Below are 14,255 nucleotides of genomic sequence, written 5' to 3' on the forward strand. Positions count from 1 at the left end.
CAAGCGGTCGCTTCGATGAGGCTATTCCCCTGTCCATTGATATGTGTTTAGATCATTTCAGAGAGTGCGCCCGCTTGCAACATGCAATCTGCCCCCCCCGCGCGCCGATCCCCCGCCCTTGCCGCCGGAGTATTCCGCTTGTCCGCACCCATCGCGCAAACCCGCCATTTTGTGGAAATCGACGGGCGTGTCGTCCATTACCGCCGCTGGGGCCAGGGGCCGGCCATCCTGGCGCTGCACGGATCGCCGCAGGCGTCGCGTACCCTGGTGCCGTTCGCAGAAGAAATGGCAGCCCGTGGCTTCTGCGTCATCGCGCCCGATACGCCGGGCAACGGGCTGTCCACACCGCTGTCCGCGCCATTGCCGGACAGTGCCGCCTATGCCGCCGCCCTGGCCGGTTTCGCTGATGCGCTGGGCTTGGGCCGAATCGGGCTTTACGGGTTCCACACCGGCGCCACCATCGCCTGTGCCTTCGCCGCCCTGTTCCCCGACCGGGTTTCCGGCGTGCTGTTCGACGGGCTGCCCTGCTGGACGGCAGAGGAACGGGCAGATTGCCTGGCCCATTATCTGCCGCCGCTGCTGCCCGCCTGGGACGGCACGCATATGTGCTGGGTCTGGTCGCGCATGGAAGAACAGGTGATCTTCTTCCCCTGGCACCGGGCCCTGCCCTCTGCCCGCATGGATTCCGACCTGTCCACACCGGCCCATCTGCACGCCAATGCCATGGACCTGCTGGAAGCCGGGGACGCCTATCGCAACACCTATCGCGCTGCCTTCACCTTCCGGCCGGACCATTGGCTGCCGCAGGTCACGGCGGATCATCTGATCCTGGTGACACGATCGGATGTGCTGCTGGACCATCTTTCGCGGCCCGGACTGGCCGGGGTGCCGGCCCGCACCGTGCCCGACGCCGCAGCCTTGCGCTTGGCCGCCGTGGATTGGCTGGCAGAGCGGCCGGGAGACAACGCACCCGCTGCACCGCCGGCCACCATCCGCGGGTTCCTGGACACGACCAGCGGCCCGCTGGCCTGGCGGGGCCGGCTGACGGGGAGCGGCCGGCCCCTGGTGCTGCTGCACAGGGCCGGCGGCCATGGCGGCGATTTCGATGCGGCCATCGCGCAGGCGGGCGGACCGGTCATTGCCTTCGACCTGCCCGGCCACGGGGAAAGCACGGGCCACCCCATGCCGGACAGTCTGGCCGGGCTGGCCACACGGCTGGCCGAGGGCATCCGCGCGGCCGGGTTCAACCGGCCGCTGGTGGCAGGGCGCGGTATCGGCGGGCTTCTGGCCCTGCATCTGGCAGCGGACGGTGTGGCAGACAGGGCCGTAACCCTGGGTGACGATCCCCTGCCCGATCCCGCGCAGGCGGCCCCCTCACTGGCCCCGGAATGGGATGGGGCGCATCTGGTCCGGGCGTTCCGCATCGCACGGCGCGAACGGCTGTTCCGGCCCTGGCATGATGGCAGGCAGGCCCATGCCATCCGCCCCCCGGCCGACCTGGAACCGGCGGACATCCAGCGCCGCGCGCTTTGCCTGCTGAAGGCCGGGCCGCACTGGACACAGGCCGTGGCGCTGGAAGCCGCGGCCGATGTCATGGCCCTGCGATCGCGCGTGGGGGAGCGGCACCGGCATCTGGCCGACGCCGTGCTGGATGGCGGCGGCACTGTTCCCGGCTGGCTGCCCGGGCTTCTGGCACTACGCTGAGAGGAGGCGCTGAGATTTGGGGGTTCCACAACTTAGCTTAATGATATATTTCTAGGTCAATAATAAGGGAGCTTCCATGGCCGAGACACTGTTCACCCTGCTGCATCTGCTGATCCTGGTCTATTGGCTGGGCGGCGATCTGGGTGCCTTCTATTCCTCCTCCATCCTCACCGATGCCAAGGCAACACCGCCCCAGCGGGCGACGGCGCTGCGCATCCTGATGGCGGTCGACATGGCGCCGCGCACGGCGCTGATCCTGGCCCTGCCCACGGGTTTGACGCTGGGTGTGGTCAAGGGCTGGCTGCCCGACCTGGGCCTGCCGGCACTGCTGGCCGTCTGGGCCGTGGGGCTGGTCTGGCTCGCCCTGGCCTGGGCCGTCCACATGAACCATGGCAAGCAGCCCTGGCAGCGCCAGGCGGATCTGGTGATCCGCTGGGCCGCCCTGCTGGGCTGTGCCGGCTTTGGCCTGGCCGGCATGGCCGGCCTGTTGTTCCTGCCGCATTTCATCGCCGCCAAGCTGCTGATCCTGGCCACCGCGATTTCGCTGGGCCTGCTGATCCGGCTGCTGCTGCGGCCCCTGATGGCACCGTTCGGCCAGATGATGGCCGGCGGTGCCACGCCGGAGACCGATGCCGCCATCAAGGGCGTCCTGGCGCGCACACGCCCCGTCGTGATGCTGCTGTGGCTGCTGCTGCTGATGGCGGCCCTGCTCGGTCTTGGCACCCCGACCTGACCTTTCCCAACCAACAGGAGTTTACAGGCATGCAGCACCGCACCATCCGCGGCCATATCCGCTACACCTCGCGCAAGCCGGACCGTGTTGGCCAGGAACGGGGCCGTGAATATTTCACCATGACCCGCCACACCGACGGCAAGCTGACCATCCGCGCCCAGTGCGAGATCGAGGAGCCGGCGCCCACCGTGCTGCGCGACGTGATCTATTCGCTGGACGAGAATGACCGGCCGATGGATTGCCATGTGCGGCTGACCATCGGCGACAAGTTCATGGGCACCGGCTGGTTCCGGATGAGCCCGGGCCTGATCGAATGCGAAAGCTTCGGCCCCACCATCGGCCGCGTGTCGCAGAAGGTCGAGGTGGATGGTCACTATGACGGGTTCGGCACGCATCCCATCATCGGCGATGCCTACATGACCCGCTGCATGGACCTGTCGCGCGGGCCGCACAAGCGGGAGATCCGCGCCTTCCTGCCGTCGCCGGACCATCGCGGCGCCACCCCGCCGCTGATCGCCGAAAGCCGGCTCTACCTTGAATATGTCGGGGACGAGACGGTGACGGTGGAAGCAGGCACCTTCGAATGCCGGCATTTCCGCTTTTCCGACGAGGATGGCGGCATGGTCACGGCCCATGGCGCCCACCCTGTGTATGAGGTGTGGGTGACCAAGGACGAGGACAGCATCTTCGTCAAGGGCGGCGTCGCCGGTTACATGATGACCTGGTACGAGTTGGTCAGCCTGGAGCGCTGATCGTAAGCGACAGGAAGAAGATGGGGGTCCGGGAATAACCGGGCCCCTTTTTCAATTCCGCCCGGTGCATAGGAGGAGGGGGAATATCCATGCCCACCGACTGGCTGCTGCCCATCCATATCGCCGTGCTGGGTTACTGGCTCGGCGCCGAACTCGTCATCAACAGCACCTTCCGCTATGTCTGCTCCCAGCCGGGCATTCCGATGCAGGAGCGCAACAGGCTGATGGACCATGTGATGACGGTGGACCAGCATGTGCGCTATGCCCTGGTCCTGCAGGCCAGCCTGGGGCCGGCTATCGCCATATTCTACGGTTATGCACCCGGCGGCGCGGCGGTGGCCTATGGCTTTCTGGCCATGGGCGCGCTGTGGCTGGGCTTCGTGGAACTGGTCCACCGCCGCCGCCATGGCGGCGGCGGCCGGGTGCTGGCCGCCATCGATCGCGGCTCGCGCTATCTGCTGATCGTGCTGCTGCTGGCCGTTGCGCTGGGGCTGATCGGGTCGGGCTGGCCGCTGCCAGGCTGGCTGCGGCTGAAAATGGCGCTGTTCGCCGGCGTCGTGATGTGCGGCGTGGGCATCCGGCTGGCCCTGATCGACCTGTTCGGCACCTGGCGCACCATGATGACCGATGGCAGCAACGCCGCACGCGAACAGGCCGTCCGCCGGGCCGCCTGGCGCGGGACGGCCGTTGTCGGCCTGCTCTGGGTATTCATCGCCGCCATCTTCGTGGTCAGCGTCTGGAAACCCTGACGGTCGCAAACCCATCAAATGCGATAAAGGGGACCGGGTGTCACCGCCGGCCCCCCTTATGCTGTCCGTCAGGCCGATTCCCGGGCTAAAGCCCCAGCACACCCGGATTGACGCGGCGTTCCGGGTCCAGCACCTGCTTGATCCCGCGCAGCAGGTCGACGGACGCCGCATCCCGGCTTTCCAGATAGGGATAGGTGCGGCCGACCTGCAGGTGTCCCACACCTTCACGCAGGAACAGCGCCAGCAGGCGCTGGCGCGCCTTTTCCACCACGGCCGCGGCCGCGGCGTTGGGCGGATAGCTGGGCAGCTTGGCCATGTGCGGCTTTTCCACATAGGCATGATGGATCGGCATCATTGCATCGGGCCAATAGAAGGTCGGTTCGATCACCAGCGCGTTGGTCGACAGCGACGAGAACAGGAAGGCGTTCTCCACCCCATGCGCATCCAGTTCGGCGCGCATGTCATCGAACGCCGCCTCGATCGCCTTGAAAATGGCATGCGCGCGCGACAGGGGCGCCAGGCAATGGATGGGCACCCACCGCTCGCCATTGGGACCGACCATGGAATTCAGCGCCACGAAGGGCTGGGCGCGCATGACCTTGGGGATGGTGTTCTCCACCTCTTCCCCGTGGTAGCGGGCGGCGATGCGCCGGGCTTCTGCCACATCATCGGCCACACCGGCCGCCGAACGGCCCTCGCACACGATATGCAGGGCAAAGTCACCGTCATCGATGAAGTTGCGGCCGGCCAGGGCGACCTTGGCCGCTTCCTTCATGCCCTTCAGGAACGAGCCCTGCTTGCCCACCACATTCTTCAGCGCACCCAGATCGGCCGACAGTGATGCGCGCTTCAGCCGGATACGGGTCAGACGGGGATCGAAGCCGCACAGTTCACATGCGATGCCGGCCCGCGTCATCTCCGTCATGGCCGCGAACATATCGGTATCGGCCTTGAAGGAGAAGGAGACATAGGCCTCATGCTTGGGCGCACGGATCAACCGCAGCGTCACCTCTGCCTTGATGGCCAGCGCGCCGCAATCACCCGCGAACAGGCCCGTCACATCGGGGCCATAGAACCGGTAGAAGGGGCTGTCACCATCGGACCCGCGGGCGCCGGTACGCAGGATGCGGCCATCAGCCAGCACCAGCGACAGCGCCACGACGCTTTCGCCCGTGGTGCCGTGATGGCCGGCACCGAAAAAGGCGTTGCCCTGCGACAACCCGCCGCCGATGGTGGAGACCAGCCCCGACAACGCACCCCAGAACGGCGTGCGCAGGCCCAGCGGCGCCAGCGCCTCGTACAGTGTGTTCCAGGTGCAGCCGGCCTGCACCGTCACCACCATATCGTCGGCGCGGATATCCAGCACCTTGTCCATGCGCGAAAGGTCCAGCACGACGCTGCGGGCCGATGCCGGGATATAGCCCTTCGTGTAGCTCATGCCGCCGCCGCGCGGCGCACAGGCAAAGCCGGCCTCGTGCGCCGCCTTGACCACGGCCGACAGCTCCTGCGTCGTGGCCGGGGCGGCGACCAGCGCGGCCGGGGCCGGGGCGGCAGCATAGATATCCTGCGAGAACAGATCGCGATGGCTGTCGTCCCGATGGACATGGCCGTCACCGACGATGGCCGCCAGCCGGGCAGCCAAAGCCGTCACCAGATCCGCGTCGGGAATGTCGGCCGGCACCGTCGCGGCACCGGTTTGGGAGGAATTTGTCTGCATGTTCCCGGTCCTTTGCCGAAGCAGTCGTTCGCTTGTGCGTTTTATATTGATCTATTCGTATATCAATATACCATCAAGGGGCAAGAACATGATGCGGCGGCAAACGCCGGTTTGATGGCAGGTGGGCGAACGGGACTGGGAGAAGAGTGTGTCTGACCCGCGCATAAGTAAAGCCTATGTCGCCGTGGGCGACGGCCAGGTGCATTATCGCCGGGCCGGATCGGGGCCCCCAATCGTGCTGCTGCATGACAGTCCACGTTCGTCCCTGCTGCATCTGGACCTGATGGCGTCGCTGTGTGACCGCTATACCGTCTATGCGCTGGACACGCCGGGCTATGGGCTTTCCACGCCGCTTCCGACCGGCGGACGGGAACTGGAGATCGCCGATTTCGCCGATGCCCTGGCCGAAACGGTGGCGGCCCTGGGACTGGAGAAGGCGGGCTTCTACGGCTTCCACACCAGTTCCAAGATCCTGCTGGACTTCACCGTCCGCCATCCGGACCGGGTGGCGGTGGCCCTGCTGGACGGGCTGTCCATCGCACCGGGAGGCAAGCCCGACGGCGCCTTCATCGACGCCTATATGCGTCCCTTCGACATCGATGCCGATGGCGCCTGGCTGGCACGGGAATGGACGCGGGTGCGCGACACGATGCGCTGGTTCCCCTGGTTCGCACCCGTGCCACGCAGCCGTATGCCCATCGCCCAGCCCGATATCGGCGACATCCATGACTACTTCCTGGACTATGCCCTGGCCGGGCCACATTACGCGGGCGCCTACCGCGCCGCCATGTGGCATCAGCCGCTGGACAATGTGTCGCGCCTGACCGTACCGACGCAGGTGATGGCGCGGGCCGACGACGTGCTGTTCGGCTGCCTGGACCTGTTGCCCGATCCCGGTCCCGAATGCCTGTCGGTGGCGCGCCTGTCCGCCGACCGCGCAGCGTGGAAGGCCCATATCGGCACCATGTTCGACCGGCATCGCGGCGCAATGGCCGTGGGGCCGGCCCCGTTGCCGCCGCAACGGTCGGGCGCCGGTTATATCGATCTTGCCCACGGGCAGATGCGCATACTGGTCCAGCCCGGCCGGGGCCGGCCGGTCCTGTGCCTGCACGACCTGCCTGGCGGCGCCACAGCGGAAGCCGACCTGCACCGCGCCCTGTCAGCCGGCGGCCGGCCGGTGCTGGCCCCTGACCTGCCCGGATGTGGCGCGTCCGACCCGCTACCCGCGGCCAGCCGCAAGACGTTGGGCCGGGTGGTGGCCGAGGCCGTAGCCGCCCTGGGTTACGGGGAATTCGATCTGGTGGCCACGGGCCTGTCCGTGCCACTGGGCCTGGAGATGCTGGCCACCGGCCTGCCGATCCGCCGCGCCGTGCTGGACGGCATGCCGCTGCTGGACGCCGCCGCACGTGAGGCCATGCTGGATTATCTGGCCGCCCCGCTGGTGCCCGACCGGGCCGGCGGCCATCTGCACCGCGCGTTCCACGCGCTGCGCGACGCCGCCGCTTCCTTCCCGGCGCAGGATGGCTCCATCCCGGCCGTGCGCAGCGACAGCGCAATCCTGCGACCGCAATTGCTTTACCGGCGCGTGATGGACATGCTGATGCAGCCCCGGCACCAGGGCGATATGCTGCGCGCCGCCTTCGCCGACGATGCCGGGTCGCTGCTGTCGGCCGTGACGGTGCCCGTGCTGTTGCCGGCGGTCACCGGTGACCCGCTCTACCGTGCGGTCGATGGGGCGGCCCGCCGGCTGTCGCAGGCTACCCGGATGGACCGCGACCCCGACCCGGCGGCCCGTGGCGCCGCCTTCCTTGGCTTCCTGGACGGATGAAACAGATGACGACCCAAGTTTTCGATCGCCACGGCCGGATCAAATGCGGCACGGTCGCCACCCCCGCCTTCGACGCCACGCTGGCCGATTACCGGGACCTGCTGGGGCTGGAACTGCTTGAGCAGGGCACCGTGCCGGCCGACCTGGCGGCAGGCTGGGGGGCGCCCGCCGTGGCCGGCGCCCGTACCGCCCTGCTGCGCCCGGCCAGCGGCAACGGCTGCCACTACCGGCTGGTGGAGGTGGAGCCCACCCCTGATTACAAGCCGGCCCGCAGCTTCGGCTGGGTGGCCTTCGAGATTACAGTCGAAGACGTCTTCGACCTGCACAAGAAGGTGGCGGGCGAAAGCTTCACGGTCATCGGCCCGCCCAAGCATGTGGAAGGCTTCACGAATTTCATCCCCATGCAGGTCGTGGGGCGCAGCGGCGAAATCCTGTATCTGAACCAGGTGCTGAAATCGATGAGCGACCTGGACCTGCCGATGGCACAATCGGTGGTCGATGTCATCTTCATCGCCATCCTGGCATCCGCCGACCGGCAGGCGTCCATCGATTTCCAGGTAGGCAGGCTGGGCTTCGCGGAGGGCGGGACCTACAATATCCCCTACAGCGTCATCAACAATGCGTTCGGCCTGCCCGCCGAGAACCGCACCACCATTTCCATGACCAAGGTGGAAAGGCTGCCCGTGACGGAGATCGATCAATATCCCGCCGGCACCATTGTCCGCCCCCGGCCCGCCGGCGGTCTGCCGCCCGGCAATGCCCTGATCTCCTTCAATGTCGACGATCTGGATCGGATCGACCTGCCTTTCCTGACGCCGCCCCAGGCACGGCCGGGTCCGCTTTATGACGGGCGCCGCAGCGCGACGGTGCAGGGGCCGGACGGCGAGCTTTATGAACTGATCGAAACCGGAAAGGGCCAGTGATGAGCGTGAACGCCAAGGGTTCTCCCGCACCCGCCACGGCACCGGAACCGGAGAAGGGCGAGTTCGCCCGCAACTGGACCGTGCTTCTGGCAGCTTTGCTGGGCACGATGTGTGGGGCGTCACCCCTGCCCTACAACACGATCGGCTCGTTCCTGAAGCCGCTGACCGAGGAATTCGGCTGGAATGTCGGCGACATCCAGGTCGGCATCCTGATGTATGGCCTGACGGGCTGCATCATGGCGCCCATCGTCGGCGGGCTGGCCGACCGGTATGGCACGCGGCGCGTCGGCCTGCTGGCACTGGCCGGCTTCGGTCTGGCCTTTGCCGCCACGGGCCTGACCAGTTCGCTGTTCATGTTCTACACCATGTATTTCCTGATCGGGCTGCTGGGCATCGGGTCGACACCCGTCACCTGGTCGCGGGCCATCAACCTTTCGTTCGTCCGCCATCGCGGGCTGGCGCTGGGGATCATGCTGGTGGGCACAGGCATCGCCGCCTTCATCCTGCCCAGCCTGACGGTCTTTCTGATCGAACGGTTCGGCTGGCGTCTGGCCTATGGCTTCATCGCATTGCTGCCGCTGCTGATCGCCTTTCCCGCCGTCTATGCCTTCATCCGCGAGCCGGCCGCCGGCAGCGCCGGTCACGCGGCGGCCGCGGCCCGCACGGGCCTGCCGCTGAACCAGGTGCTGCGCGACCGCCGCTTCTGGATCATGATCCTGTCCTTCCTGCTGGTATCGCTGGCCTATGGCGGCTTCCACACCAACCTGCAGAACATGATCCGCCTGAAGGGGTTCAGCGACGGGACGGGCGCCCTGGTCGCGGGCTGCGTCGGGCTTTCCATCATTGTCGGGCGCATCGGGACGGGCTTCCTGGTCGACCGGTTCTGGGCGCCCATGGTGGCCCTGCCGCTGCTGACCCTGCCCGCCTTCGCCTGCATGATCTTCATGAGCGAGGCAGCACCGCTGGCCCTGATCATCCTGGCCGCCATCATGCTGGGCTGTGCCGCGGGTGCAGAAACCGACCTGATCGCCTACCTGTCCGGGCGCTATTTCGGCATGGCCTATTACGGCCGCATCTACGGCATGCTCTATGCCGCCTTCGCGGCCGGTTCCTCCTTCTCCCCGCCGCTTTACGGCTATGTCTATGCAACGTCGGGCAGCTATTCACCCGTGCTGATCGCCGCGGCGGTGATGTTCGTGGCGGGCGGGGTGCTGCTGCTGGCGCTTGGCCGCTATCCCGCCAGCTTCCCGGAAGCGGCCGCCAAGGCCTGATCCGGTCCGTCGGGGGGCGGATTTCGCTGTTGCCGGCCAGGTCCGCTTCCCATAATAATGATATAAACTTATATCAATCAACAGCGAGAGAGACGGTCCGATGCGGTTCGAGCCCACCATGGTCCGGGAAGAGAAGACGGCCCGCGAACTGTACGAGCAGGTGAAGGCCAATCCGGCCCGCGCGAAGTTCGGCTTCGGCAGCCGGCTGGCCATCGTCAATGTCGATTTCCAGCAGGCCTATACGCGGCCGGACCTGTTTCCCAAGACCTCCTATGTCACCGATCCCGATCAGATCGCGCATGTGAACAGGATCAGTGCGGCGGCCCGTGCCCTGGGCATGCCCGTCATCTGGACCCGTGTGGCGTACAAGCCGGACGCCGGCGATGCGGGGGTGTGGGGGACGCGCACCAACACGCCCGACAGCCTGCAGAACATCAAGTATGACAGCGACCGCCACGCCTTCGACCCGCGTTGCGTGATCGATGAGGCGGTGGATCTGGTCTATAGCAAGCGCATGCCCTCGGCCTTCTTCGAAAGCCCACTGGCCAGCTATCTGGTGTGGCATAAGGTGGACACGGTGGTCGTGACGGGCGGCAGCACGTCGGGCTGCGTGCGCGCCACGGCGGTGGACAGCCTGTCCCATGGCTATCGCACCATCGTTCCCGAGGAATGCGTGGCCGACAAGCATGAGAGCTACCATTACGCCAACCTGACCGACCTTCTGCTGAAATATGCCGACGTTGTCAGCGTGGCGGAGGTCGAGGCGCATCTGGCGTCGCTCGGGGCATAGGACCGGCCCGCCATCCCAGTCCAGAGCCCCCTTCCAAACCAGGATCAAACCCATGCATCGCGATCCCAACCTGTATGATTTCTGGCCCTATCGCGACCGGCCGAAGATCGCCTGGCCGGGCGACAAGAAGGTGGCCTTCTGGGTGGCCCCCAATATCGAGTTCTATGAGTTCGATCCGCCCCCCAACCCGTCGCGCAAGCCCTGGGGCCGGCCGCACCCCGACATCGTGCCCTATTCGGCGCGCGACTGGGGCAACCGGGTGGGGCATTGGCGGCTGATGGAGGTGATGGACGAGTTCGAGGTGCGCGGCAGCATCAGCCTGTCGGTCGCCATGCTGGACCACCATCCGGAAATCATCCAGGCCTGCGTGGACCGCGACTGGGAGTTCTTCAGCCACGGCATCTACAACACGCGCTATTCCTACAACATGACGGAGGCGCAGGAACGCGCCGTGCTGGAAGACAGCATCAAATCCGTCATGGACGCCACGGGCCAGCGCATCCGCGGCTATCTGGCCCCGGCCCTGACCCATACCGAGCGCACGCTGGACCTGCTGGCGGAATACGAGTTCTGGTATAGCTGCGACCTGTTCCAGGACGACCAGCCACAGCCGCTGAAGGTGAAGGGCCCGAACCGCCTGATCTCCATGCCCTACAGCCTGGAGGTCAACGACGTCATCACCTATGGCGTCTACAACCAGAGCCCGCGCGCCTATGCCGATGCGCTGATGCGCCATTTCGACCAGCTGCTGGAGGAAGGGGCGGAGACCGGCACCGTCATGTGCATTCCGCTGCACGCCTATCTGGTCGGCCATCCGCACCGCATCGGGCCGTTCCGCGAGGCCTTGCGCTACATCACCTCGCACCGCGACGATGTCTGGGTGACGACGGCGAAGGAGATCGCCGCGTTCTATCGCGACAACCATTACGACCAGTCGCTGGCCGACATCGCCCGCCGCGGCAATGCCCGGCCCGGCACCGGTTTCGATCCCGGCCTGCTGAGGACCGCACGATGAGCAGCCTGCCCGACAGCTACCTGACCTATCCCCGGCGCCATGCCGGCCCGGACCATGACCATTATCCGGCATCGCCCGTGCGCGACCGCGCGCCCGTCACCCTGCCCGACGGCGCGGGGCTGGGCCTGTGGGTCGTGGTGCCGCTGGAATTCTTCCCGCTCAACCCGTCGGGCCAGCCCTTCAAGGCGCCGGGCGCCATGCAGACGCCCTATCCCGACCTGCGCCATTACACCACGCGCGATTATGGCAACCGCGTCGGTGCCTATCGCCTGCTGAAGCTGTTCGGCAGGCTGGGACTGCGGGCCACCTTCGCCGTGCAGGGCGCGGTGGCGGAACGCTATCCGGGCCTGGTGCAGGATGTGCTGGCCGATGGGCACGATATCTGTGCCCATGGCTGGGACACCGACAGCCTGCATCATTCCGGCCTGGCGGCGGATGTGGAGACGGGTTACATCACCCGCACGCTGGACGCCATCCAGGCCGCCGGCGCCCCCCGCCCCGACGGCTGGCTGAGCCCGGCCCGGGCCGAGGGTTTCCAGACCCCGGCCCGGCTGGCGGCGGCCGGCATCCGCTGGTTCGCTGATTGGGCGCATGACGAACTGCCGACCCGGTTCCGCACCGACGGGGGCGATCTGGCGGCCCTGCCCCTGTCGAACGAACTGGACGACTGGCAAATCCTGATCACCTATGGCCGGCCGGAGCATGAATGGGCAACCCAGGTTTCCGATGCCGCCGACTGGCTGTCGGCAGAGGCGGAAAGGCTGAAAAGCCCGCGGGTGCTGACGCTGGTGGTGCGCCCCTATGTCAGCGGCCTGCCTTATCGGGTCCGGGCGCTGGGTGACAGCCTGAAGGGTGTGCTGGACCGTCCGGGCGCGCGCGCCATCGGTCCGTCGGACCTGCTGCGCGCCCTATCGGCCTGATCTTCGGCAACGGCGTTCTTGTGCAAAGGCCCCAAGATGCCGATAAAGCTGTGGCAGTGACCTTTTCGCACAACCCGGACGGAGATCCATGGACCAGCCCATCAGCGCCGCAGGCTTGAGCCCGGACCAACTGGATCATACGGCCCCGACCCCGCTCTACCACCAGATATTCCTGGTGCTGCGGGAGAAGATTCGCAGCGGGGAGTTCCCCGCCAACGCCGTGATGCCGGGCGAACAGGAACTGGCGAAGCTGTTCGATGTGTCCCGCATCACGGTGAAGCGGGCGCTGAACGAACTGGCGGCCCATGACCTGGTCAGCCGGCATCGCGGTCGCGGCACCGTGGTGACGGCATCGGCCACGCTGCCGCAGGTCCATGGCAGTTTCGACAACCTGATCGACAGCCTGAAGACGCTGGGCCTTGAAACCCAGGTGGAAGTGCTGGAGGTCGTCGAACTGCCAGCCCCGCCGGCCGTCGCCAGCCTGCTGGACCTGGAGCCGGGCACGCCCGTGCAGCGGGCGCTGCGCCTGCGCAAATTGTCGGGCGAGCCGTTCAGCTATCTGATCCAGTACATGCCGCTGGACATCGCCACGCGCATCACGCGCGCGGAGATGGAGACGGTGCCCACCCTGGTGCTGCTGGAACAGAAGGGCGTGCTGGTGCATGAGGCGGAGCAATGGATCACGGCCGTCGCCGCCGATCCGCCCGTGGCGGCGGCCCTGGATCTGGCCACCGGCTCGCCGGTGCTGAAGATCGAGCGCGTGATGCGCGACAAGAAGGACCGGGCCGTGCAGTTGATCCATGGCCATTACCGGCCCGACCGGTTCAAGTACCATATGCGATCCAACCGCAAGGGCGCCGGAAGCTGGCGCGCCGACGGCTGACGCCGTCCCCTTTCCTGCCGGGAGGCACCGTTTTCCATGTCCGACAAAGTGATCCTGCGCCGTGACGCGGGCGGCATCGGCCGCCTGATCCTGAACCAGCCGGCCAAACGCAACGCCCTTTCGCAGGAGATGTGGCGGCTGGTGCCCGTGCGGCTGGCCGAGGCGGCAGCCGATCCCGCCATCCGCGTGCTGATTGTCCAGGGGGCGAACGGCACGTTCGCGGCCGGGGCCGACATCTCGGAATTCGAGGCCGCCTATGAGACGCGGGAAAGCACGGCCGATTATGCAAGCGACATCGCCGGGGCCATGGACGGGCTGGCCGGCTTCATCAAGCCCACCATCGCCCTGATCCAGGGGGCCTGTGTGGGTGGCGGGCTGGGGCTGGCGCTGGCCTGCGACCTGCGCTTCGCCGCCGACAATGCCCGCATGGGCATCACGCCGGGCAAGCTGGGTCTGGTCTATCCGTTGGGCGACACCCGGCGGCTGGTTCAGACGGTGGGCCCCAGCCACGCCAAGGACCTGCTATATACCGGCCGCCTGCTGGGGGCGGCCGAGGCGCTGTCCATGGGGCTGGTCAACCGCGTGGAGGCGGCCGACGCCCTGGAGGCGGCCGTGCTGGACTATGCCGCCCAGGTGACAGCCGCCAGCCAATATTCGGCCCGCGCCACCAAGCGCATGATCGCCCGTGTCCTGGCCGGACAGGGGACCGACACGCCGGAGACGGTGGCCGAATTCCTGGACGCCATCGAGGGGCCCGACTTCATCGAAGGACGTGACGCCTTCCGCGACAAGCGCAAGCCGGCCTTTCCCTTCGGCTGATACGTATCTGCGTCGATCAGGACCGACGGTCCTGATCGACACGCCGGGCGCCGCCATCCGGCGGCTCACGCGCACATGGGCGCGCGGGCGCTCGACGCGCCAAACAAGTCGCGATGAGTCCAACTCACCGCAACTTGGCATGACATCCCCT

At 67.0% G+C, this 14,255-nt stretch carries 13 protein-coding genes; 12 read left to right on the top strand and 1 reads right to left on the bottom strand.

Annotation, left to right across the window (positions count from 1 at the left end; translation table 11 throughout):
* Positions 1 to 138 precede the first annotated feature (138 nt).
* From ACM9LZ_RS16785 to ACM9LZ_RS16800, 4 genes are all read left to right on the top strand, one after another.
* Positions 139 to 1,704, top strand: a complete 1,566-nt coding sequence (locus tag ACM9LZ_RS16785; RefSeq protein WP_416620650.1) for an alpha/beta hydrolase — start codon at positions 139 to 141, stop codon at positions 1,702 to 1,704.
* A 76-nt stretch (positions 1,705 to 1,780) separates the two neighbouring features.
* On the top strand, positions 1,781 to 2,437 hold the full coding sequence (locus tag ACM9LZ_RS16790) for a hypothetical protein (protein ID WP_416620651.1): 657 nt from the start codon (positions 1,781 to 1,783) through the stop codon (positions 2,435 to 2,437).
* Between the two features lie 29 nt (positions 2,438 to 2,466).
* Positions 2,467 to 3,189, top strand: a complete 723-nt coding sequence (locus ACM9LZ_RS16795) for a DUF3108 domain-containing protein (RefSeq protein ID WP_416620652.1) — start codon at positions 2,467 to 2,469, stop codon at positions 3,187 to 3,189.
* Between the two features lie 89 nt (positions 3,190 to 3,278).
* Positions 3,279 to 3,938 (top strand): hypothetical protein, encoded by a 660-nt coding sequence (locus ACM9LZ_RS16800; RefSeq protein ID WP_416620653.1) that lies wholly within the window; start codon positions 3,279 to 3,281, stop codon positions 3,936 to 3,938.
* Between the two features lie 85 nt (positions 3,939 to 4,023).
* Here ACM9LZ_RS16800 and ACM9LZ_RS16805 read toward each other — a convergent pair whose 3' ends face one another.
* Positions 4,024 to 5,655, bottom strand: coding sequence for an FAD-binding oxidoreductase (locus ACM9LZ_RS16805; RefSeq protein ID WP_416620654.1), 1,632 nt, complete (start codon positions 5,653 to 5,655; stop codon positions 4,024 to 4,026).
* Positions 5,656 to 5,803: 148 nt separating this feature from the next.
* Between ACM9LZ_RS16805 and ACM9LZ_RS16810 the strand changes: the two genes are divergently transcribed.
* From ACM9LZ_RS16810 to ACM9LZ_RS16845, 8 genes are all read left to right on the top strand, one after another.
* Positions 5,804 to 7,483: an alpha/beta fold hydrolase gene (locus ACM9LZ_RS16810; protein WP_416620655.1), complete on the top strand. Its 1,680-nt coding sequence runs from the start codon at positions 5,804 to 5,806 to the stop codon at positions 7,481 to 7,483.
* Between the two features lie 5 nt (positions 7,484 to 7,488).
* The gene (locus ACM9LZ_RS16815; RefSeq protein ID WP_416620656.1) at positions 7,489 to 8,406 is read left to right on the top strand and encodes a VOC family protein; all 918 of its coding nucleotides are present in this window, start codon (positions 7,489 to 7,491) and stop codon (positions 8,404 to 8,406) included.
* On the top strand, positions 8,406 to 9,677 hold the full coding sequence (locus ACM9LZ_RS16820; protein ID WP_416620657.1) for an MFS transporter: 1,272 nt from the start codon (positions 8,406 to 8,408) through the stop codon (positions 9,675 to 9,677). Before ACM9LZ_RS16815 ends, ACM9LZ_RS16820 begins: the two co-directional genes overlap by 1 nt.
* A 100-nt stretch (positions 9,678 to 9,777) precedes the next feature.
* Positions 9,778 to 10,467: an isochorismatase family protein gene (locus ACM9LZ_RS16825; protein ID WP_416620658.1), complete on the top strand. Its 690-nt coding sequence runs from the start codon at positions 9,778 to 9,780 to the stop codon at positions 10,465 to 10,467.
* Positions 10,468 to 10,519: 52 nt separating this feature from the next.
* A complete protein-coding gene (locus ACM9LZ_RS16830) occupies positions 10,520 to 11,482 on the top strand; it encodes a polysaccharide deacetylase family protein (protein ID WP_416620659.1) in 963 nt (320 codons plus the stop codon).
* Positions 11,479 to 12,402 (top strand): polysaccharide deacetylase family protein, encoded by a 924-nt coding sequence (locus tag ACM9LZ_RS16835; RefSeq protein WP_416620660.1) that lies wholly within the window; start codon positions 11,479 to 11,481, stop codon positions 12,400 to 12,402. The genes ACM9LZ_RS16830 and ACM9LZ_RS16835 overlap by 4 nt, the downstream gene beginning before the upstream one ends.
* An 88-nt stretch (positions 12,403 to 12,490) precedes the next feature.
* Entirely contained in the window at positions 12,491 to 13,285 is a 795-nt protein-coding gene (locus tag ACM9LZ_RS16840; protein ID WP_416620661.1) for a GntR family transcriptional regulator, read from the top strand.
* 36 nt (positions 13,286 to 13,321) lie between these two features.
* Positions 13,322 to 14,104: an enoyl-CoA hydratase-related protein gene (locus tag ACM9LZ_RS16845; protein ID WP_416620662.1), complete on the top strand. Its 783-nt coding sequence runs from the start codon at positions 13,322 to 13,324 to the stop codon at positions 14,102 to 14,104.
* Positions 14,105 to 14,255 lie beyond the last annotated feature (151 nt).

The organism is Niveispirillum fermenti (assembly GCF_048066175.1).
In the GTDB taxonomy this organism is placed as follows: Bacteria; Pseudomonadota; Alphaproteobacteria; order Azospirillales; family Azospirillaceae; genus Niveispirillum; species Niveispirillum fermenti.

Excerpts from the sequence above, each read along its gene's own strand:
- ACM9LZ_RS16835 (WP_416620660.1), top strand. The coding sequence starts at position 11,479 with ATGAGCAGCCTGCCCGACAGCTACCTGACCTATCCCCGGCGCCATGCC.
- ACM9LZ_RS16795 (WP_416620652.1), top strand. The coding sequence starts at position 2,467 with ATGCAGCACCGCACCATCCGCGGCCATATCCGCTACACCTCGCGCAAG.
- ACM9LZ_RS16845 (WP_416620662.1), top strand. The coding sequence starts at position 13,322 with ATGTCCGACAAAGTGATCCTGCGCCGTGACGCGGGCGGCATCGGCCGC.
- ACM9LZ_RS16825 (WP_416620658.1), top strand. The coding sequence starts at position 9,778 with ATGCGGTTCGAGCCCACCATGGTCCGGGAAGAGAAGACGGCCCGCGAA.
- ACM9LZ_RS16840 (WP_416620661.1), top strand. The coding sequence starts at position 12,491 with ATGGACCAGCCCATCAGCGCCGCAGGCTTGAGCCCGGACCAACTGGAT.
- ACM9LZ_RS16790 (WP_416620651.1), top strand. The coding sequence starts at position 1,781 with ATGGCCGAGACACTGTTCACCCTGCTGCATCTGCTGATCCTGGTCTAT.
- ACM9LZ_RS16815 (WP_416620656.1), top strand. The coding sequence starts at position 7,489 with ATGACGACCCAAGTTTTCGATCGCCACGGCCGGATCAAATGCGGCACG.
- ACM9LZ_RS16830 (WP_416620659.1), top strand. The coding sequence starts at position 10,520 with ATGCATCGCGATCCCAACCTGTATGATTTCTGGCCCTATCGCGACCGG.
- ACM9LZ_RS16800 (WP_416620653.1), top strand. The coding sequence starts at position 3,279 with ATGCCCACCGACTGGCTGCTGCCCATCCATATCGCCGTGCTGGGTTAC.
- ACM9LZ_RS16805 (WP_416620654.1), bottom strand. The coding sequence starts at position 5,655 with ATGCAGACAAATTCCTCCCAAACCGGTGCCGCGACGGTGCCGGCCGAC.
- ACM9LZ_RS16820 (WP_416620657.1), top strand. The coding sequence starts at position 8,406 with ATGAGCGTGAACGCCAAGGGTTCTCCCGCACCCGCCACGGCACCGGAA.